Below are 20683 nucleotides of genomic sequence, written 5' to 3' on the forward strand. Positions count from 1 at the left end.
AGCACCGTCATCTGCCCAGGCAATAGCCCCAAGGCCGAACATGAACTAAGATTGAAACCGGACCACCCTATGGGGTCAGGCCAGTATCTAAGAGCCTGGATCATAATAAACACAATTATATATCAGGCACTTACGATGTGTCGTGTGAACAGGTACATGTTCGCGATGTAAACTCAGTGCCGCAGCGGATACGAAGGTTTTCTCGAGGTTTTGGGCAATCTGCGGTATCGGTCTGGCCCATGCAAATGGTCGCTCAACCACCCAATGGTATGGAAGGACTTAGAAACCGCTGGCTTAATCTGCCCGCTTGGCGATTTCCAGCGTGAGTTTTCCAGCCTTTTCTAGTCTGCCCTTGAGCTTTGGTCCTGCGTATCCACCATCAGCAAAGATATGCCGCAGCCACAGTCAGCGTTTGAGGATAGTCTTCAAAACATCAGGCGCACCATCTCTGTCCTGAATGCTTGCAGAATGGACGACAATACCACCTAGGTTCAGGATCTATTAATTCCGTTTGAGATGTACGGTATTTTCAGTATTTGCAATAAAAGGGCCTTGTTCCCTGTTGGGTATTGATTGCCAGTAAGAAGATGATGCTCGCATCAGAGGTCTCCATTTCTTCCATTGCTGAATGGTCTGCCATATGGAAAATGGGGCCTCACGTGGAATCTTGGCATTGGCCAGTGTTGGCGCATATGCCCAACAAGAGGAATGTATGACTATACCGACATCCGATCTTTCTGTGACAATGCCTCCGCAGAAGCGGTTGCAAGCCCGCTATGGTGCTGATATCGGCTTTGTTCCGCCTGAATGGAACGAGACGCTTGATCTGCTGCTGGCCCATCGTACCGTGCGGCATTATCTGCCGAGGAAAGTGCCGGAAGGTGTGCTTGAGCTTCTGGTTGCGGCGGCGCAGTCGGCCTCTTCCTCGTCCAATCTTCAGGCGTGGAGTGTGATTGCGGTCGAGGATGCAGAGCGCAAGGTTAGACTGGCCGGTTTTTCCGGTAACAATCCGCATATCAATGCCGCGCCATTGTTGCTGGTCTGGCTGATCGACCTGAAACGCCTGCGGGATATCGCTGTTTCCCAGGGGCATGAAGGCGAGGGGCTCGATTATCTTGAAAGCTTCCTTGTCGGGGCAATCGATGCGGCACTGGCAGCACAAAATGCCGTGGTGGCGGCAGAGTCGCTTGGGCTTGGTACTTGTTATATTGGCGGTATGCGCAATGAGCCCGAAAATGTCGCGCACGAACTTGGTTTGCCGGCAGGTGTGGTTGCCGTCTTCGGCATGACGGTTGGCTATCCTGATCCGGTCGTCGGAACGGATGTGAAGCCGCGCCTGCCGCAGTCAGCCGTGCTGTTCAGGGAACATTATGGGCAGGTCAGCTGGGCTGATCTCGATGCCTATGATGCGCGGATGAAAAAATTCCAGGCTGGGCAGAACATGCCGCAAAATGGATGGCAGAGTGTTTTGGCCAGACGTGTTGCCAGTGGGGAGGTGCTGAAGGAACGCGCCAGGCTGGGCGAGATTCTTCGCCGCATGGGTTTTCCGCTCAGGTAATGCGCGGTTTCAACAACAGCCCCGCCAACGCTCTGGCGGGGTTTTGTTTTGGATTCCTTGTTCATCATGTCGCAACAAATGCGCGATCAGTTCTCCACACGCCCAATCGTTCGGGGCGGGGATCCTATGAAAGTTTGAATCATAAACGGGAATTTGGTCATTCCATTGCATGGCCGCCGAAATCGGCCTCCAATAGTCATGATGGCGATCGCTGTCAGGTGGCGTGAATGTTCCAGCTGTCAGGCTCCTTGCCGGGCTTGATGGGGGAGAATTTTCAAAAATCTCGCTCAGAACAAATTTTGACGTTTACGGAAACGTTAGAGTGCGCTAGTTTCTGTATGAAATTGCGATGGGCGCTTTCGATTTTGAGTCTGTCTGTCGCTAAATGAGGCAAAAACTGGCCGTTTTAAAGCGAAATGGCTGCCTTTTTCGCTCTCGCGCATAAAAACAGGCATTGCCGCGGTTTGCGTGAAAATGCCGAGATCGGGATGGGATCAGTCTTCTTCAGACTGATAATGATTTGGGAACTGGAGGAAATAATGCCGAGCTATCGCGCACCCGTTGAAGATACGAATTTCGTTCTCAACGATGTTCTGAACTATCAGCGTTATAATAATCTGCCGGGATTTGCCGACGCATCGCCTGATGTTGTCGAAGCAATTCTCAACGAAGGCGCGAAGCTGGCGGAAACCACACTGTTTCCGCTCAATCATACGGGCGACCGGGAAGGCTGCACGCGCGAAGCGGATGGTTCAGTCAGGACGCCCAAGGGCTTCAAGGCGGCTTATGATCAATATTGCGAAGGTGGCTGGCTGGGCTTGGCCGTGCCGGAGCAATATGGCGGTCAGGGCCTGCCTTATCTCCTGCATACGGCTGTCGGTGAGTATATGTCGTCAGCCAATATGGCGCTGACCATGTATCCGGGGCTCACCCAGGGTGCAATTGCGGCAATCCTCGCCCATGGCACGGATGAGCAGAAGAACACCTATCTGCCGAAGATGGTGGAAGGCCGTTGGACCGGCACGATGAACCTGACCGAGCCGCATTGTGGCACGGATCTGGGATTGCTGCGCACCAGCGCCACGCCGCAGCCGGATGGAACCTACAAGATCTCCGGCCAGAAGATTTTCATTTCGGCTGGCGAGCATGATATGTCGGAGAACATCATCCATCTGGTGCTGGCGCGTATTGATGGCGCACCGGAAGGGGTGAAGGGCATTTCGCTGTTCATCGTGCCGAAGTTCATGGTCGACGAAAACGGCAATCCGGGCGCACGCAATGCCGTATCCTGTGGCTCGATCGAAGAAAAGATGGGCATTCATGGCAATGCCACCTGCGTGATGAACTATGATGGCGCGACGGGCTATCTGATTGGCGAGGCAAACAAGGGGCTGCGCGCCATGTTCACCATGATGAACGAGGCGCGCCTTGGCGTGGCGCTGCAGGGGCTGTCGATTGCGGAAGTGGCCTATCAGAATGCGGTGCTCTATGCGCGCGAACGCATTCAGGGCCGCGCCCTTTCGGGAGCAAAAGCCCCGGACAAGAAGGCTGATCCAATCATCGTCCATCCGGATGTGCGTCGTAATCTGATGACGATCCGCGCTTTTACCGAGGCAGGCCGCGCGCTGATCCTGTGGGTTGCGCTGCATTCCGATATTGCGCATCGCTCCGGCGATGAGGCCGAGCGTCAGGCAGCGGACGATCTGGTCGGACTGCTTACGCCCGTGCTCAAGGGTGTGCTCACCGACAAGGGCTATGAACATGCCACCATGGCGCAGCAGGTCTTTGGCGGTCATGGCTATATCGAAGAACAGGGCATGAGCCAGTATGTGCGCGATGCGCGTATTGCCATGATCTATGAAGGCGCCAATGGCATTCAGTCGCTCGACCTTGTCGGCCGCAAGCTGGCGCTCAATGGCGGCCGCGCTGTCACCGCCTTCTTCAAGGAAGTCGGCGAATTCTGCGAAGCCAATCGTGACAATGAAAAGCTCACCTTCTTCACCAAGCACCTGAAGAAGGGCTTCAACGACCTGCAGGCCGCGACCATGTGGCTGATGCAGAATGCAATGGCAAAGCCGGACAATGCAGGCGCTGCCTCGAATGATTATATGCACCTCTTCGGCCTGGTGGCGCTTGGCTATATGTGGGGCCGTATGGCGAAGGTTGCAGAAGAAAAACTGGCACGCGGGGAAGGCAACAAGGCATTCCTTGAAGCCAAGCTGATCACGGCGCGCTATTATTTCGAGCGTATCATGCCGGAAAGTGCTGCCCATCTTGCCCGCATCCAGTCGGGTGCAGATACGATGATGGCTTTGGACGCCGATCTTTTCTGAGTTTTGGGGAGATAATCCGGGCCGAAAGGCAGCGGTGGGAAGGAGATAAAATGGCTGAGGCATATATTTACGATCATGTCCGCACACCCCGCGGACGTGGCAAGAAAGACGGTTCCTTGCATGAAGTGCCGGCTGTTCGCCTGGGCGCGAAGGTTCTGGAAGCCCTGCGCGACCGCAACGGTCTTGATACAAGCAAGGTTGATGACATCATCTTTGGCTGTGTCGATCCGGTTGGCGAGGCAGGCGCCGTCATTCCGCGTTCGGCAGCATTCGAGGCCGGCTATGATTTCAAGGCGCCGGGTATCCAGATTTCGCGCTTCTGCGCATCTGGTCTGGATGCGGTCAATCTGGGTGCGGCAAAGATCGCCTTTGGTTCGGATGATCTGGTGATTGCCGGCGGTGTGGAAAGCATGTCGCGCGTCGGCATGGGCATGTCGGGTGGTGCCTGGTACATGGATCCATCGGTCGGCTTCCCCGGCTATTTCATGCCGCAGGGCGTGTCTGCCGACCTGATCGCCACAAAATACGGCTTTACCCGCGACGATGTGGACGCCTATGCGGTGGAAAGCCAGAAGCGCGCCGCCAATGCGTGGGAAAAGGGCTATTTCAAGAATTCCGTCATCCCGATCAAGGACCAGAACGGTCTGGTCATTCTGGATCATGACGAGCATATGCGCCCCGGCACCGACATGCAGGCGCTGGCTCAGCTCAACCCGTCCTTTGTCATGCCGGGTGAAATGGGCGGTTTTGATGCGGTCGGCATTCAGGCCCATCCGGAAATTGAAACGGTCAACCATGTCCACCATGCCGGCAATTCGTCTGGCATCGTGGATGGCGCGGCAGCCGTTCTGCTTGGTTCACGCAAGGCGGGCAAGGCCTTTGATCTCAAGCCGCGCGCGCGCATCCGCGCCTTCGCCAATATCGGCTCGGAACCGGCGCTCATGCTCACTGGTCCGGTCGATGTGACGGAAAAGCTCCTGAAACAGGCCAGGATGAAGCTTTCAGACATTGATCTGTTCGAACTCAACGAGGCCTTTGCCGCCGTGGTTCTGCGCTATTGCCAGGCTTTCGACATTCCGCGCGACAAGATCAATGTCAATGGCGGCGCGATCGCCATGGGCCACCCATTGGGTGCTACCGGCGCCATGATCCTCGGCACTGTGCTGGATGAACTGGAACGCCGCGACCTCAATGTCGCGCTGGTCACCTTGTGCATTGGCGCCGGCATGGGCACGGCAACCATCATCGAGCGCGTATAAGGGGGAGGATTTTCAATGGCTTACAAGAATTTCAAGGTTGAAACCGACGCGGATGGCATCGTGCTCGTAACTTGGGACATGCCTGAAAGGTCGATGAATGTCTTCACCGTCGAGGTGATGCAGGAACTCGATGCCATCATCGATACGACGAGCGCCGATGAAAAGGTCAAGGGCGTGGTCATCACCTCCGGCAAGGACAGTTTTTCAGGGGGTGCCGACCTTACCATGCTCGAAGGCATGTTCAGGGATTTCCTGAAACAGAAGGCAAAAGACCCGGAAGACGCGGTCAAGACGCTGTTTGACAATGTTGGCAAGATGAGCGGCCTGTTCCGCAAGCTTGAAACCAGCGGCAAGCCGTGGGTTGCGGCCATCAACGGCACCTGCATGGGCGGCGCATTTGAGATGTCGCTGGCCTGCCATGCACGTGTGGCATCGGATGCGCCGGGGGTGAAAATGGCGTTGCCGGAAGTGAAGGTCGGCCTGTTTCCGGGCGCTGGTGGCACGCAGCGTGTGCCGCGCCTTACCAACCAGCAGGATGCGCTGCAGATGATGACGACAGGCTCCAGCCTGACGGCGCAGCGCGCCAAGGCGATGGGGCTTATTACGGAAATCGCCCCGGCCAGGAAGCTGGTGGAAACAGCCAAGAAGCTGATCAGGAACGGTCTGAAGCCGGTTCAGCCTTGGGACGAAAAGGGCTTCAAACTGCCGGGCGGGCCGATTTATTCAGCTGCTGGCGCCAATCTCTGGCCGGCTGCAACGGCGATTTTACGCCGCGAAACCTATGGCAATTATCCGGCAGCACTGGCCATCCTCAAATCGGTCTATGAAGGTCTGCTGGTGCCATTTGATACGGCACTTCGTATCGAACAGCGCTATTTCACCGAAATCCTGCAGACGACCGAAGCCGGCATGATGATCCGCTCGCTGTTCGTTTCCCTGCAGGAACTGAACAAGGGAGCGCGTCGTCCGGCTGATCAAAAGCCGGTCAAGCTCAAGAAAATCGGCGTCATTGGCGCAGGCTTCATGGGCGCAGGCATTGCCTATGTCACGGCAAAGGCTGGCATTCCGGTCGTGCTGATCGATCGTGATCAGGAGGCGGCCGACAAGGGCAAGGCCCATTCGGCCGATCTTGTCACCAAGGATATCCAGAAGGGCCGTGCCACCGAGGCCGACAAGGAAAAGCTTCTGTCACTCATTACCGCCACCACCGATTATGGCCTGCTTGAAGGGGCGGATCTGGTGATTGAGGCCGTATTTGAAGATCGCGAGGTCAAGCGCGCCACGATCGAAAAGGCAGAGGAAGTGCTGAAATCCTCGGCGATCTTTGCCTCCAATACCTCGACCCTGCCGATCACCGGCCTTGCCAAGAACTCCAGGCGCCCGAAAAATTTCATCGGCATCCATTTCTTCTCGCCGGTCGACAAGATGATGCTGGTGGAAGTCATCCTTAGCAAGAAGACATCGGACAAGGCGCTCGCGGTTGCGCTGGATTATGTGCGCGCGATCAAGAAGACGCCGATCGTCGTCAATGATACGCGCGGCTTCTACGTCAATCGCTGTGTGCTGCGCTATATGCAGGAAGCCTATAACATGCTGATCGAGGGCGTGCCGCCTGCCATGATCGAAAATGCCGCCAAGATGGCTGGCATGCCGGTTGGCCCGCTTGCGCTCAATGATGAAACGGCGATTGACCTGTCGCAGAAGATCCTGAAGGCGACGCTGGCTGATCTTGGGCCAAAGGCAATCGATCCGCGCCATGTCGAGCTCGTCAACAAGCTCGTGGATGAATTTGACCGCAAGGGCCGCAAGAACGGCAAGGGCTTCTATGAATATCCGCCAAAGCCGGCGAAAAAGCATCTGTGGCCGGGCCTCAAGGATCTCTTCCCGCAGCAGGATCCTGACAAGATCGATGTCAACGAGCTGAAGCAGCGCTTCCTCGTCACCATCGCGCTTGAAGCTGCGCGCGTGATGGAAGAAGGCATTGTGACGGATCCGCGTGAAGCCGATGTCGGCTCCATCCTGGCCTTCGGCTTTGCGCCTTATACAGGCGGAACGCTGTCCTATATTGACGGCATGGGGGCTGCGAATTTCGTCAAGCTCGCCAAGAAGCTGCAGAAGAAATACGGGGCCCAGTTCAAGGCGCCGAAGCTTCTCATCGACATGGCCGAGAAGGGCGACAATTTCTACAGCCGCTTTAACCCATATAAGGACGCCGTCAAACAGGCAGCGTGATTCGTAAGCCGTTCCAGGAAAAGCGGGCGCAGCTTTCTGTCCGGAACTGCGCAAACAACAGATTGGAGCAATTCAGAATTTCCATGAAATTTCTGAATTGCTCTATTGGGCGAGGCGGGCTCTGCATGTCCTGTTCCAACGGTTTGCCCAGCGGGACGGCATGCAGGGCCTTTCTGTCCGCCATGCAGCCGGGTCAGATATTGCGCCGATGTTGTGTCATGTACAGAGGCTGAAACTGTCCTGTTGCGACGGTTTTGCCATTTCAGGATGGAAACATGTCACAGTTTGATGACAGATCTTGCAACTTTAAGAAAAAATTCCCTGTTGCCCTATGCATATTGCATAAAATCTTATTGCCAATTAACCTTTCAGCAGGTAGTTGGATGAAATTGGGTTTAAAGTCCTAACCTACATTTCAGTTTGCAGCAGTGGCAGTCGTTGCGGTGTCTCATCTGCCGTATGTTTTCTGCCGCCAATGGATATGGCGAAATGAACAGGTCGCAAGATGATTTCTCATGAGAGCATATGGGCCGCGATTGACGCCTTGGCTGAGCGTCATTCGCTCAGTGCCTCCGGGCTTGCGCGACGAGCGGGGTTGGATCCAACGACCTTCAACAAGTCAAAACGCTATTCGCCGGATGGGCGCGCGCGCTGGCCGTCGACGGAATCGCTGGCGAAAGTCATGGAAGCCACCGGCGCCACGATTGATGAATTCATCCAGCTCATCAAGGGTGAAGGTGGCAACCAGCCCGATGGCGACTATACGCAGGATACGCGCTCCATTCCCCTGCTTGGCATGGCGGAAGCCGGTGTGGGCGGTTATTTCGATGATGCCGGTTTTCCGGCAGGCCAGGGCTGGGATATTGTTGAATTTCCGGCCAAGTCGGGGGAAATGGTCTATGCGCTTGAAGTGTCGGGCGAGTCCATGATGCCGCTTTACCGCGATGGCGATACGCTGATTGTCGCGCCCAACGCGCCGGTGCGCCGTGGTGACCGGGTGGTTGTCCGCACCAAGGAGGGCGAGGTCATGGCAAAGATCCTGCACCGCCAGACACCGCGCACGATCGAACTGCATTCTTTCAATCCGGACCATCCAAACCGTGTCTTTGACAGCAAGGATATTGAGTGGATCGCCCGCATTCTCTGGGCAAGTCAGTGATGTTTGCCTTGTCAAGCAGGGGGCGCGGTGAGGCCATTGCAGGCGCGCTTGCCATTGTCGTTGGCCTGTTATTGGCGGCCTGTTTTCTTTCGCCGTTCTGGGGTGCGCTCGACCGGCCGGTTGGCGTGATTGAAACTGGCGATGATGGTGCAAACAATCAGGGCATTGTCATCGAACATTTCGATTATACCGAGCCGGGAGAGGGAACGGCACAGCCAGAGGAAACAGGGGCTTCGGATGCGCAGGCCGATCTCGTGTCGCCGCCTGAGCCGGCGGAACCTGCCCCGCAGGAGCCGATCGGGCAGAGTTCGTCATTGAGCGATCCTGGTCAGGCTGCAGCACCTACTGCAGACAGCGTGACGGCGGATGCGCCGATGCGGCTTCTGCCCCTGCCGGTCGCCTTGGCTGCCGGGCGGATTGAAAGCAGGCAGCTCATCATTGATCTGGAAGGCATTGCGGTGTTGCCGGTTGATACGCAATGCACATCTCCATCCGGCATTGTCTGGCCCTGCGGCAGGCATGCCCGCACAGCCTTTCGCCAATGGTTGCGGGGCCGCGCCATCATGTGCCGTCTGCCCGACAATGCGGCTGCGCAGGCGCTTGTCACGCAATGCAGGCTCGGCAATGAAGATGCGGCAGAGTGGCTGGTCGAAAATGGCTGGGCCAAAGCCCTGCCTGACGGGGCCTATGCCGAAGCCATGCGTCTGGCCGAGGCGCAAAAACGCGGCATTTATGGTGAAAAGCCAGCATCCGACCTGCCGGAACTTAGGCATGAGGCGAATCCTGCGGACAATACGCCATCGCTGCCTGCTGCGGCACCGGTGGAATCGGCGCCACTGCCTGAAGGTGACTTTCCCCCCATGCCTGCACCGCCTGCCGGGCAATGATCTGTCTTGATCAATTCCTGATTGTTGACCGTCCGATCCTGATGCGGCCTGATTTGACATGCAGGCTGCGGGGGCAGCCATGCTTGTGCGTGTCTTTCCTTTGCCGGCTGATATGTTGCCTGATAGTTGCAGCTTCCATTTAAAAATGCAGTTTTCACAAAAAGTAGGGCATATGTCGCTTTATGCGGCTGAAACCGCTCGGTTTCTGTGGCAAAGTTACGGCATTCTCGCGGCAATATTGTGTCGCAGGAGCCAAAGGCCTTGCTGATGGCAGCGCATGAACACAGCCTTTCCGGCGTGGAGCAAAGTCTTCTGCCGGCAAGGTTTCGGCATTGCAGCATCATTCAGGGCAGTTTTTACAAGATCGCGCAGATTGTGCGAATCTTAGGAGGATCAATGCTGGAGAAGCTGTTCAAATTACAGGAAAACGACACGACCATCAGGACGGAAATCGTCGCGGGTCTGACCACCTTCCTGACCATGTCCTATATCATCTTCGTCAATCCGGAGATTCTTTCCACCACGGGCATGGACCGCAATGCGGTTTTCGTTGCGACCTGTCTGGCCGCAGCACTTGGTTCTATCATCATGGCCTTTGCCGCGAACTGGCCGATTGGCATGGCTCCGGGCATGGGACTGAATGCATTTTTCGCTTTCACCGTTGTCGGTGCTTTGGGCTTCAGCTGGCAGCAAGCGCTTGGTGCCGTGTTCATTTCCGGCATCATCTTCCTGCTTTTGACCATCACGGGCGTTCGCCGCTGGATGGTGGATGGCATTCCGCTGTCGCTGCGCAGCGCCATTGCCGCCGGTATTGGCATGTTCCTTGGCCTGATCGGACTGAAATCGGCAGGTATTGTGGTTGATAATGAGGCAACCCTGGTCAATCTCGGCGATCTGACCCAGTCTGGCCCATTGCTTGCCATTGCCGGCTTCTTCATCATTGCCATTCTGGACGGCCTCAAGATCCGCGGCGCAATCCTGATCGGTATTCTCGCCGTCACGATCATTTCGATCCTATTCGGCTTCAGCCAGTTCAATGGCCTGTTTTCCATGCCGCCAAGCATTGCGCCGACCTTCCTGCAGCTCGACATTCTGGGCGCGCTGCATACGGGCCTGCTTTCGGTCATTGTTGTTTTCGTTCTGGTGGAAGTTTTTGACGCGACAGGCACGCTGATTGGCGTTGCCAAGCGTGGCAATCTGATCGAACCGGGCAAGCCAAGCAATCTTGGCCGGGCACTGTTTGCCGACAGTGTCGCCATTCTGGGCGGTTCGCTGATCGGTACCTCGTCGACGACGGCCTATGTGGAAAGCGCTTCCGGTGTCCAGGCTGGCGGCCGCACCGGCCTGACGGCGCTGGTCATTGCCGTCCTGTTTCTGGCAGCCCTGTTCATCTCGCCCCTGGCAGGATCGGTGCCTGCTGTCGCAACGGCACCAGCACTTGTCTATGTTGCCTGTCTGATGATGCGCGAGCTGTCGGAAATTGAATGGGATGACGTTACGGAAGCCGCCCCTGCCGCACTGACGGCGCTGGCCATTCCGCTGACCTATTCGATTGCCAATGGTCTTGCCTTCGGTTTCATCAGCTATGTTGTGCTGAAACTCTTCACGGGCAGGGTTGCCCAGATCCATCCGGCAACCTGGATCGTGGCGATCCTGTTCGTCATCCGTTTTGCCTTCTTTGCACATTAATCGTCAGGGCCCGGTCTCTGCCGGGCCCTTGCTCCACAGATCATGAGGGTCGGCATGACATCCCCATCAGAACTGGCATTGCTTGAAAAACTGATTGACGTCATTGAACGGGGCATTCTCCCGCTGACGGAAAAGGGGGTGGCGGCAGGCAACAAGATCTTTGGCGCAGCGCTTCTGCGCAAATCCGATCTGTCGCTTGTGCTGGCCGAGACCAATAATGAAACCGAAAACCCGCTCTGGCATGGCGAAATCCACACGCTGAAGCGCTTTTATGAACTGCCGGAAGCGGCACGCCCCGACACCAGGGACATGGTGTTTCTTTCCACGCATGAACCGTGCTCCATGTGTCTTTCGGCCATTACGTGGAGCGGTTTTGACAATTTCTATTACCTGTTCAGCCACGAAGATTCGCGCGATGCCTTTGCGATCCCGCATGATCTGCGCATTCTGAAGGAAGTCTTCAGGCTGGAGCCGGGCGGCTATAACCGCACCAATGCGTTCTGGCACAGCCATTCCATTCCGCAAATGGTGGCAGCGCTGCCGGAGCCTGATCGCAGCCGGCTTGAAAGGCGGCTTGATGCAATCCGCACCAGATATGATGCCTTGTCGCAGGCCTATCAGTCCGGCAAGCAAGGCAATGCCATTCCGCTGAACTGATGCGGGATCAGGCACCACGCATCATTGTGATGGGGGTTTCCGGCTCGGGAAAATCCACGATTGGCGCGCTGCTGGCAACAAGGCTTGCCCTGCCTTTCGTGGAAGGCGATGGGCTGCATCCGGCAGACAATATCGCCAGAATGCGCGCCGGCATTGCGCTGCAGGATGAAGACCGCTGGCCATGGTTTGACCGTGTTGCAGAGCAGCTGGCGCTTGCCGAACAGGGCGTGGTCATTTCCTGCTCGGCGCTCAAAAAGGCCTATCGCGATTATCTGCGCGAAAAAGCTGGTGCAGCCTTGCACTTTGTCTTTCTCGATACTGCATCGGTTGACCTGCCATCGCGCCTGCAAGGGCGAACAGGGCATTTCATGCCGGTGAGCCTGATCGAAAGCCAGCTTGCCACACTGGAAGCGCCGGAGAACGAGGATCTGGTGCTGACAGTTGATGCCGCGGCAAAGCCTGACACAATCATGGCTGCATGTATCAACTGGCTGAGCAAGGGCGGCGGGATGCAATGGCCGCAGAAATCATCGAAAAATCATTATAAATTATTCAAATAATTATAAAAATTCTTGATTTTTATGCGTGTGAGAACGGTTTTGCAGGCAAATCGGTTGGCGGGTAGGCATGATCTGGCTAAAATCGCCATCCGGATTTTATTCAGCAATTATTCATCTGGCGTCCTTCATGGTGTCATCATTCGTTGAGAACCTCAGTAAGGAAAGCGGCAGGGGAGAGGTAAATTGCTTATCATGTTGAAGAAGATGATGGTTGGTCTGGTCAGCGTCAGCTTTCTGGCTGGAGCAGTAGCGCCGACCATGGCTGCGCCAATGGTTCGCCCCGCAATCAGCACGGACAATGCAAATCTTGAACTGGTACAGGAGCGCTGGCGCAGGCCACCGCCGCGGCCGGGCTGGGGCCCGGGCCCGGGTATGCGTCCGCGTCCGCCAATGGGGCCTGGTCCGGCATGGCGGCCTGGCCCACGTCCTCGCCCCGGCTACTGGAATGGTCATCGCGGTTATCGCTATTATCGTCCGGGCTATCGCCGGGGTCATGATGGCTGGTGGTATCCGCTGGCGGCTTTTGGTCTTGGTGCTGCGATCGGCGGCATGCTTGCCGCACCGCCACCGCCACCGCCGGCCTATCGTGTCCATAGCCGCCATGAAGCCTGGTGCTATAACCGTTACCGCTCTTACCGGGCGTCGGATAATACCTATCAGCCCAATCGTGGCCCACGCAAACAGTGCATTTCGCCCTATTCCCGGTAAGTTGCGCGACCATCTGCCAATTCAGGCCGTCCCGGTGTTCCGGGCGGCCTGATTATTTGAGGGTAACCTCTAGCCGGCGCGTAACAGCCTGATCGCCTCATCGCGGCTGAAAAGATAAAGCAGAATGCGCAGTGCCTTGCCGCGTTCGCTTTCAAGGTCGGGGTCGCTTGCCAGAATATAGCGCGCATCCTTGCGGGCGATTTCCAGAAGGTCGCCATGCGCCTCAACCGAGGCAAGGCGAAAACCGGGGGTGCCGGATTGGCGCGTGCCGAGCAGCTCGCCTTCGCCGCGCAGTTTCAGGTCTTCCTCGGCAATGCGAAAACCGTCTTCGGTTTCGCGCATGACCTTCAGCCGCGCTTCGGCGATCTCACCCAGCGGTCCCTTGTATAACAGCAGGCAGGTCGATGGTTTGTCGCCACGGCCGACGCGCCCGCGCAACTGGTGCAGTTGTGCCAGGCCAAAACGCTCGGCATGTTCGATGACGATGATGGTGGCATCCGGCACGTCAACGCCAACCTCGATCACTGTGGTGGCAATCAGCAACCGTGTTTCACCCTGTTTGAAGGCACGCATGGCCTCGTCCTTTTCCGCACCTGTCATGCGGCCATGGATCAGGCCGATACGGTCACCGAAAACGGGCTTCAGGCTTTCAAAACGTTCTTCGGCCGATGTCAGTTCAACCGCTTCCGACTCTTCCACCAGCGGGCAGATCCAGTAGATCTTCTGTCCGTCGGCTATAGCCTTGCGTATGCGTTCGACCAGTTCGCCCAGGCGTTCCATGGACACGATGGCCGTGGTGATCGGCTGGCGGCCGGCCGGTTTTTCGGTGAGTTTTGACACGTCCATATCGCCGAAAGCGGTCAGAACCAGCGTGCGCGGAATGGGGGTTGCGGTCATCACCAGCATATCGGGGGCCGTGCCCTTGGCCGTCAGCATCAGCCGCTGATGCACGCCAAAGCGGTGCTGTTCATCAATGATGACAAAGACCAGGTCGTGATATTCAACCTTTTCCTGAAACAGCGCATGGGTGCCGATGATGATATGGATCTCACCGCTCTTCAGCCCTTCCAGCACGGTAGTTCTTTCGCGTCCCTTTTCCCGGCCCGTGAGAAGCGCAACCTTCAGACCGGCTTTTTCAGCCAGAGGGGCTATTGTCGCAAAATGCTGCCTTGCCAGCACTTCTGTTGGTGTCATCAGCGCTGACTGGCCGCCTGATTCTGCCGCATGCGCCATGGCAAGCAGGCCAACCACGGTCTTGCCGGAACCGACATCGCCCTGCAGCAGGCGCAGCATGCGGTTGGGGGATTTGAGATCTGTTATAATGTCACGGACTGCCTGTTCCTGTCCACGGGTCAGGCGATAGGGCAGGTGGCGCAGAATTTCGGTGGTAATGCGCCCTGTACCCTGCAAGGGACGGCCGGAAAGACGGCGCGTTTTTGCGCGCACCATGGCAAGGGCAAGCTGGCCGGCCAGAAACTCATCATAGGCAAGCCTGCGCCGGACGGGGCTTTCAAGCGCAATATCGGATGGATCCTGCGGCTGATGCAGCGTTTGCAGGGCCTGCATGAAGTCGGGAAAACGTTCGCGCGCGATAAGCGGCGCATCGATCCACTCGGGAAGAATGGGCACGCGTGTCAATGCTTCCCGGATCGCGCGCGCAAGCGTCTTTGACGAAAGCCCCGCGGTCAGCGGATAGACTGGCTCGATCAACGGCAGATTGGCGGCATCATCAAGACTTGCGATATAATCCGGGTGCACCATGCTGGCGCGGCCGTTGAACCATTCCACCTTGCCCGACACGATGACGCTTTCGCCTTCCGGCAGCATTTTTTGCAGCCAAGGCAATTGCGCGTAGAAGAAGGTCAGCGCGATTTCGCCCGTATCATCATGAGCAATCACCCGATGGGGCACATTGTTCCGGCCCTTGGGGGCGGGTTGATGCTGGTCAACCACCACTTCCAGCGTAACGACGGCGCCTTCTGGCGCATGGGCGATGCCCGGGCGGTTGCGCCGGTCGATGACATTGTGCGGCGGCAGAAACAGCAACTGCCCCACCTTTGGCTCGGAGCCGGGCGCATCCGTGCCCAGCAATTTGCCAAGCAGGGCTGCCACTTTCGGGCCAATGCCGGGAAGCGAGCGGACAGATGCAAAGAACGGATCAAGCAAGGATGGGCGCATGGTCAGAGCTTTAACTGCTTCACGCGTTGACGCAAGCTTTTACATGGCGTTTTGTACACTTTTTGTTCTGATAAAACAGGTTCCCACTGGCGCGATAGATGCTATATAGCGGCTCACGAAATTCATCATGGGAACGGCAAAATGACAGGCAGCACACTTTCGACAGCAAATCTTGATGTGCGGCGTCGCAAGCTTTTGTTTCGCGCCTGGCATCGCGGCATGCGCGAGATGGATCTTGTTCTCGGCCAGTATGCCGATAAATATATTACGGACTTCACCGATGCGCAGCTTGATGAATTTGAGCGCATTCTGGAAGTGCTCGACCGCGACCTGTTCAAATGGGTGACGGGCGAAAGCGAGATTCCGGTCGAATTTGATACGCCGCTTTTCCGTGACATTGTCGCTTTCCGCGACCGCATAGAATTCTGAGTCATCCATGCCCGTTTTCAGCAAACTCGGTCTCAAGCCCAATCTGAACAGCAAGGCTGGACGCCATATCGTGATCGACGGCGTTGCCGATGGTTACGAGGCGTTTTGTCTTGCGCGTCTGGTGGAAGAGATCGGTGCGCGTGGGCCAATCATGTATGTTGTCCGCGATGGACAGCGCATTGCGGATCTGGAACAGGTCTTGGGCTTTGTTGCACCGGAATTGCCGTTGCTGCATCTGCCAGCATGGGACTGTCTGCCCTATGACCGGGTGTCACCCGGGGCGGATGCCTCTGCACGCAGGCTTTCTGCGCTTGGTGCATTGGCAGAACTCAAAAAGGCGCCGCATCCGGCCCTCATCCTGACCACTGCCAATGCGATTCTGCAGAAATTGCCGCCACAGGCAGCCATAGCCGAACAGGCGATTTCCGCACGCCCTGGCAATCAGCTCGACATGAATGCGCTGGCCGCACGCCTTGAGCGCAATGGTTTCGAGCGCGTCTCGGCCGTGCGCGATGTCGGCGAATATGCCGTGCGTGGTGGCATTCTGGATCTGTTTGCACCGGGCGCGGAAGAACCGCTGCGGCTTGATTTTTTCGGCGATACGCTGGAGACCATCCGCGCCTTTGACCCGGCAACCCAGCGCACGACAGGCACGCGCAAGGAATTCGTGCTGCAGCCGATGAGCGAAATCACGCTCTCGCCGGAAATGATCAGCCGTTTCCGTAAGAATTATGTCGCCATGTTTGGCGCGCCGCAGCGTGATGATGCCCTCTATCAGGCCATTAGCGAAGGCCGCCGCTTCGCCGGCATGGAACATTGGCTGCCCTTGTTCTACGAGCATCTGGAAACGGTGTTTGACCATGCCGGGCCCATGCCGGTGGTGTTTGACCATCTGGTGCAGGAGGCGCTGACCGAGCGCCACACCATGGTCGTTGACCATTATGAGGCGCGCCTGCGGCAGGCGGAAGGCAAGGAGCCGGGCAGCGATGCCGTGCCATACAAGCCGGTCAAGCCGGAGACGCTTTATCTGACGCCGCATGAAGTGGAGGCGATCGTTTCGGCTGACCGCCTGCGCATTGATCTGACACCGTTTGGTGCGCCGGAAGTCTCTGACCGCACGATTGTGCATGTCGATGTGCATAAGGGGCGCAATTTTGCCGAAGAACGCGCGGCAACCGATGTCAACCTGTTTGAAGCAGTGGTGAAATTCATCGCGGACTTGCGCGCAGCCGGCAAGAAGGTGCTGGTTGCCGCCTGGTCTGAAGGCTCGCTCGACCGCCTGTTGCAGGTACTGGAAGAGCATGGGCTGGACAAGATCGAGCGGGTTGACCGGCTTTCCACCGTCAAGGCGCTGTCCCGTGATAAAATAACGGCGGCAGTGCTGGCAGTTGAAAACGGCTTTGATGCAGGCGATCTGGTTGTGGTCGCCGAACAGGACATTCTGGGTGACAGGCTGATCCGGCGTTCGAAACGGCGCAGGCGTGAGCAGGATTTCATTTCGGAAGTCGCCTCGCTCACGGCAGGCGATATTGTCGTCCATGTCGATCACGGTATTGGCCGCTTTGTCGGCCTCAAGACAATCACTGCTGCGGGTGCGCCGCATGATTGTCTGGAAATTCACTATGCCGGTGATGACCGCCTGTTCCTGCCGGTTGAAAATATCGAACTTCTGTCGCGTTACGGTTCGGAAGCATCGGATGCGGTGCTCGACAAGCTTGGCGGCGGCGCATGGCAGGCGCGCAAGGCAAAGCTGAAAAAACGCCTGCTGGAAATTGCCGGCCATCTCATCCAGATCGCGGCAGAGCGCCAGATGCGTGGCGCACCTGTGCTGACACCGCCGGAAGGGCTTTATGCCGAATTTGCAGCACGTTTCCCTTATGATGAAACCGAAGACCAGTTGAATGCCATCGAGGCGGTCAGCGATGATCTGGCCTCGGGCAAGCCGATGGATCGCCTGATCTGCGGTGATGTCGGTTTCGGCAAGACGGAAGTGGCGCTGCGCGGGGCCTTCATTGCGGCAATGAACGGGATGCAGGTGGTGGTGGTTGTGCCGACCACGCTTCTGTCGCGCCAGCATTTCAAGACCTTCTCGACGCGGTTTCACGGGCTGCCGGTCAATGTCGCCCATGCGTCACGGCTGGTCAGCGCCAAGGAACTGGCTCAGACCAAGAAGGGGCTGGAAGAGGGTACGGTCGATATTGTTGTCGGCACCCATGCACTGCTTGGCAGCTCCATCAAGTTCAAGAATCTCGGCCTGCTCATCATCGATGAGGAGCAGCATTTCGGCGTCAAGCACAAGGAACGGCTGAAGGAACTGAAGACGGATGTGCATGTGCTGACACTGTCGGCAACGCCAATTCCACGCACCCTGCAGCTTGCGCTGACGGGCGTGCGCGAATTGTCGCTGATCACCACGCCGCCGGTTGACCGCATGGCTGTGCGCACCTTCGTCTCGCCGTTCGATCCGCTGGTGGTCCGTGAAACTCTGCTGCGCGAACGTTATCGCGGCGGGCAGAGCTTTTATGTCGTGCCGCGCATTGCCGATCTCAGCGAAATTCAGGATTTCCTGCGCGACCATGTGCCGGAACTGAAAGTGGCGGTGGCGCATGGCCAGATGGCGCCGGGCGTGCTCGATGACATCATGAACGCCTTCTATGACGGGCAATATGATGTGCTGCTTTCAACCACGATCGTTGAATCAGGCCTCGATATTCCAACAGCCAATACGATGATTGTTCATCGCGCCGATATGTTCGGCCTAGCGCAGCTTTACCAGCTGCGCGGTCGTGTGGGGCGCTCGAAGCAGCGCGCCTTTGCACTGTTCACCTTGCCTGCCGGACGCACCCTGACCCAGACGGCCGAACGCCGATTGAAGGTGCTGCAATCGCTCGACACGCTTGGTGCGGGTTTCCAGCTTGCCAGCCACGACATGGATATACGCGGTGCGGGTAATCTCCTGGGTGAGGAGCAGTCTGGCCATATCAAGGAAGTCGGTTTCGAGCTTTACCAGCAGATGCTGGAAGAAGCGGTGGCAACGCTGAAGGGTTCGGCCAAGGTCGAGGACAGCCAGTGGTCGCCGCAGATTTCCATTGGAACCGCGGTGATGATCCCCGAATCTTATGTGCCCGATCTGCAATTGCGTCTTGGTCTTTATCGTCGTCTGGCCGATCTGGAAGAACCGCAGGAAATCGATGCCTTTGGCGCCGAACTGATCGACCGCTTTGGCCCGATGCCGGAGGAAGTGCAGCACTTGCTCAAGATCGTCTATATCAAGGCACTGTGTCGTCGCGCCAATGTCGAAAAACTGGATGCCGGCCCGAAGGGCGTGGTCATCCAGTTCCGCAATGCAACCTTCAACAATCCGGTTGGTCTGGTGAAGATGATTGGCGAGCAGGGCTCAATGGCCAAGATCAGGCAGGACCAGAGCATCGTCTTCATTCGCGACTGGCCGACCCCAGAAAAGCGATTGAATGGCTCGGCCGTTATCATGACGCAACTTGCCAAAATTGCGGGTGCGTGATGTACGTGCCGCTTTCGGCTGGATATGGATATGAGTTGCAACAAGTGGCATGAAAGCAATCAGCCCTTGCACGGTCCATTGCATTTATCCATATCCGACATTGATCTATTCATAGATACAATATTACATTCCATGTATTTACGTCAGAATCCTCTTTCAATTCCGTGAAACACAAGCATATCTCTCCTTCCAGACTGAGTGAAGTCAGGTAACGCGTTCTATCTGAATTCTAAATCTTGTAACATTTATTTATTTCGACTGTCTCGAATATAAAATAGCATGGTCAGAAATATTTCTAATATGAATAGAATAATTTTATGTAATTTTTCCCTGATAGGTAAAACCTGTATTGCCGCAATTTGTAATAAAAAAGTTTTTCAGGCAAGAAAATGTTTAATATCATTGAATTCACGGTGTTTATATAATTTCTTGCACTCCAAAAGGAGTAGTCAATATTACCTTGTGTTATCTTGTCTGCGAGTAAGATGTTCCTCGCGCTGGATTGCACCAATGACTCATCGATAACAAATTTATTTTTTGGTGTCTTGAAGATGAAATAGCACGGTGTCCCAAATATGCTTTAAAATTTTGAATTAAGTTGAATTTGTGAAAGGTGATAAAAATAATTATGTAATATTATTACGATAATTATTGGGTTGATTATCTATTTAAGCTTTAAAGTTGCTGTGTAAGGAATCAATAATCCAATTAATTTCATCAATCTGTTCTTTGTTGCGTGATTGTAATTTAATCGTGTTTGATGATCAAAAGGATGATTTCCGAATCGTCCTTTAATTGATCATGCAGACAGGGCTCGGATCGTCAATTTTAATTATTGCCATGTATTTTGTTTTGTTATTATTATATATTTCATTTTATAGAAATTCTACAAATGTGAAATATATATTTTACAGTAAAGAGTAATATGTAGAAGTTTCTTGTTTGATAGTTTTCATTATATATGACGTCATTCCCGTATGTTGTGGTAAGATGTCCAAATCCGCTGTAATCAAGAAGGGGGGGGCAGGTTCGGGAGGTCGGGACTATGGGTGCTTGTGATCTGCACGGTGAGCCCGCTAAACTTTCTTTGCGTGTTTGGGCGCAGTCCACCTCTCTTGTGGGGGGAGGCAAGTTTAATCCGGGCAAACTTGCAGCAACCGGATACTTCTTGATTGCACGTTCTCTTGGTTGAAGATACATATATCATCGCCAATCAAACAAAGTATTGTTTGAATGATTTATGTATAATTATAATATTATTGTAATTGTAATAGTTATTTGATGGATATCAATCCATTGAATCAACATAAAAATAAATCAAAAAATATTTCCATGATTGTTTGTTATACTGTTTTACGGCCTAAAAAACTCCCAAATATTAACATCTGAATCGTCAGTTGCGTCTGCCATGCATACAAGATATTTTCCGTCATGGCCTGACCCCATAGGGTGGTCCGGTTTCAATCTTAGTTCATGTTCGGCCTTGGGGCTATTGCCTGGGCAGATGACGGTGC

The 20683-nt window shown here is 55.5% G+C and carries 13 protein-coding genes and 1 pseudogene; 12 read left to right on the plus strand and 2 right to left on the minus strand.

The window, feature by feature from the left end; genetic code table 11:
- Positions 1-87 precede the first annotated feature (87 nt).
- Positions 88-483: pseudogene (locus tag ACFO1V_RS10635) on the minus strand (transposase); the annotation flags it as partial.
- A gap of 229 nt (positions 484-712) precedes the next feature.
- On the opposite strand from ACFO1V_RS10635, the gene ACFO1V_RS10640 reads away from it, so the two are divergent.
- From ACFO1V_RS10640 to ACFO1V_RS10685, 10 genes are all read left to right on the plus strand, one after another.
- Complete coding sequence (locus tag ACFO1V_RS10640) at positions 713-1558, plus strand: NADPH-dependent oxidoreductase (RefSeq protein ID WP_374834096.1); 846 nt, start codon at positions 713-715, stop codon at positions 1556-1558.
- Positions 1559-2097: 539 nt separating this feature from the next.
- The gene (locus ACFO1V_RS10645) at positions 2098-3891 is read left to right on the plus strand and encodes an acyl-CoA dehydrogenase C-terminal domain-containing protein (RefSeq protein WP_374834098.1); all 1794 of its coding nucleotides are present in this window, start codon (positions 2098-2100) and stop codon (positions 3889-3891) included.
- A 50-nt stretch (positions 3892-3941) separates the two neighbouring features.
- Positions 3942-5150, plus strand: coding sequence for an acetyl-CoA C-acetyltransferase (locus ACFO1V_RS10650; RefSeq protein ID WP_374834100.1), 1209 nt, complete (start codon positions 3942-3944; stop codon positions 5148-5150).
- A 15-nt stretch (positions 5151-5165) separates the two neighbouring features.
- The gene (locus ACFO1V_RS10655; protein ID WP_374834102.1) at positions 5166-7382 is read left to right on the plus strand and encodes an FAD-dependent oxidoreductase; all 2217 of its coding nucleotides are present in this window, start codon (positions 5166-5168) and stop codon (positions 7380-7382) included.
- Between the two features lie 505 nt (positions 7383-7887).
- Positions 7888-8541: a LexA family transcriptional regulator gene (locus tag ACFO1V_RS10660; RefSeq protein WP_374834104.1), complete on the plus strand. Its 654-nt coding sequence runs from the start codon at positions 7888-7890 to the stop codon at positions 8539-8541.
- Complete coding sequence (locus tag ACFO1V_RS10665; protein ID WP_374834106.1) at positions 8508-9428, plus strand: thermonuclease family protein; 921 nt, start codon at positions 8508-8510, stop codon at positions 9426-9428. The genes ACFO1V_RS10660 and ACFO1V_RS10665 overlap by 34 nt, the downstream gene beginning before the upstream one ends.
- A 396-nt stretch (positions 9429-9824) precedes the next feature.
- A complete protein-coding gene (locus ACFO1V_RS10670; protein ID WP_374834108.1) occupies positions 9825-11117 on the plus strand; it encodes an NCS2 family permease in 1293 nt (430 codons plus the stop codon).
- 54 nt (positions 11118-11171) lie between these two features.
- Positions 11172-11774, plus strand: coding sequence for a deaminase (locus ACFO1V_RS10675; protein ID WP_374834110.1), 603 nt, complete (start codon positions 11172-11174; stop codon positions 11772-11774).
- Positions 11774-12334: a gluconokinase gene (locus ACFO1V_RS10680; protein WP_374834112.1), complete on the plus strand. Its 561-nt coding sequence runs from the start codon at positions 11774-11776 to the stop codon at positions 12332-12334. Before ACFO1V_RS10675 ends, ACFO1V_RS10680 begins: the two co-directional genes overlap by 1 nt.
- A gap of 183 nt (positions 12335-12517) precedes the next feature.
- On the plus strand, positions 12518-13042 hold the full coding sequence (locus ACFO1V_RS10685; protein WP_374834114.1) for a BA14K family protein: 525 nt from the start codon (positions 12518-12520) through the stop codon (positions 13040-13042).
- Positions 13043-13111: 69 nt separating this feature from the next.
- Here the strand turns inward: ACFO1V_RS10685 and recG are convergent, their stop codons facing one another.
- Positions 13112-15220 (minus strand): ATP-dependent DNA helicase RecG, encoded by a 2109-nt coding sequence (recG, locus tag ACFO1V_RS10690; protein ID WP_374834116.1) that lies wholly within the window; start codon positions 15218-15220, stop codon positions 13112-13114.
- A gap of 141 nt (positions 15221-15361) precedes the next feature.
- Here recG and ACFO1V_RS10695 point away from each other — a divergent pair, with 141 nt between their 5' ends.
- Together ACFO1V_RS10695 and mfd are read left to right on the plus strand one after the other, a co-directional pair.
- Complete coding sequence (locus ACFO1V_RS10695; RefSeq protein ID WP_374834118.1) at positions 15362-15649, plus strand: FAD assembly factor SdhE; 288 nt, start codon at positions 15362-15364, stop codon at positions 15647-15649.
- Between the two features lie 7 nt (positions 15650-15656).
- The gene (mfd, locus tag ACFO1V_RS10700) at positions 15657-19169 is read left to right on the plus strand and encodes a transcription-repair coupling factor (protein ID WP_374834120.1); all 3513 of its coding nucleotides are present in this window, start codon (positions 15657-15659) and stop codon (positions 19167-19169) included.
- Positions 19170-20683: the final 1514 nt, after the last annotated feature.

The organism is Daeguia caeni (assembly GCF_042653845.1).
Taxonomy (GTDB): domain Bacteria; phylum Pseudomonadota; class Alphaproteobacteria; order Rhizobiales; family Rhizobiaceae; genus Brucella; species Brucella caeni.

Bases quoted from the DNA above. Each gene is read 5' to 3' on its own strand.
- mfd (WP_374834120.1), top strand. From the start codon at position 15,657: ATGCCCGTTTTCAGCAAACTCGGTCTCAAGCCCAATCTGAACAGCAAG.
- ACFO1V_RS10650 (WP_374834100.1), top strand. From the start codon at position 3,942: ATGGCTGAGGCATATATTTACGATCATGTCCGCACACCCCGCGGACGT.
- recG (WP_374834116.1), bottom strand. From the start codon at position 15,220: ATGCGCCCATCCTTGCTTGATCCGTTCTTTGCATCTGTCCGCTCGCTT.
- ACFO1V_RS10670 (WP_374834108.1), top strand. From the start codon at position 9,825: ATGCTGGAGAAGCTGTTCAAATTACAGGAAAACGACACGACCATCAGG.
- ACFO1V_RS10680 (WP_374834112.1), top strand. From the start codon at position 11,774: ATGCGGGATCAGGCACCACGCATCATTGTGATGGGGGTTTCCGGCTCG.
- ACFO1V_RS10640 (WP_374834096.1), top strand. From the start codon at position 713: ATGACTATACCGACATCCGATCTTTCTGTGACAATGCCTCCGCAGAAG.
- ACFO1V_RS10660 (WP_374834104.1), top strand. From the start codon at position 7,888: ATGATTTCTCATGAGAGCATATGGGCCGCGATTGACGCCTTGGCTGAG.
- ACFO1V_RS10695 (WP_374834118.1), top strand. From the start codon at position 15,362: ATGACAGGCAGCACACTTTCGACAGCAAATCTTGATGTGCGGCGTCGC.
- ACFO1V_RS10645 (WP_374834098.1), top strand. From the start codon at position 2,098: ATGCCGAGCTATCGCGCACCCGTTGAAGATACGAATTTCGTTCTCAAC.
- ACFO1V_RS10655 (WP_374834102.1), top strand. From the start codon at position 5,166: ATGGCTTACAAGAATTTCAAGGTTGAAACCGACGCGGATGGCATCGTG.
- ACFO1V_RS10675 (WP_374834110.1), top strand. From the start codon at position 11,172: ATGACATCCCCATCAGAACTGGCATTGCTTGAAAAACTGATTGACGTC.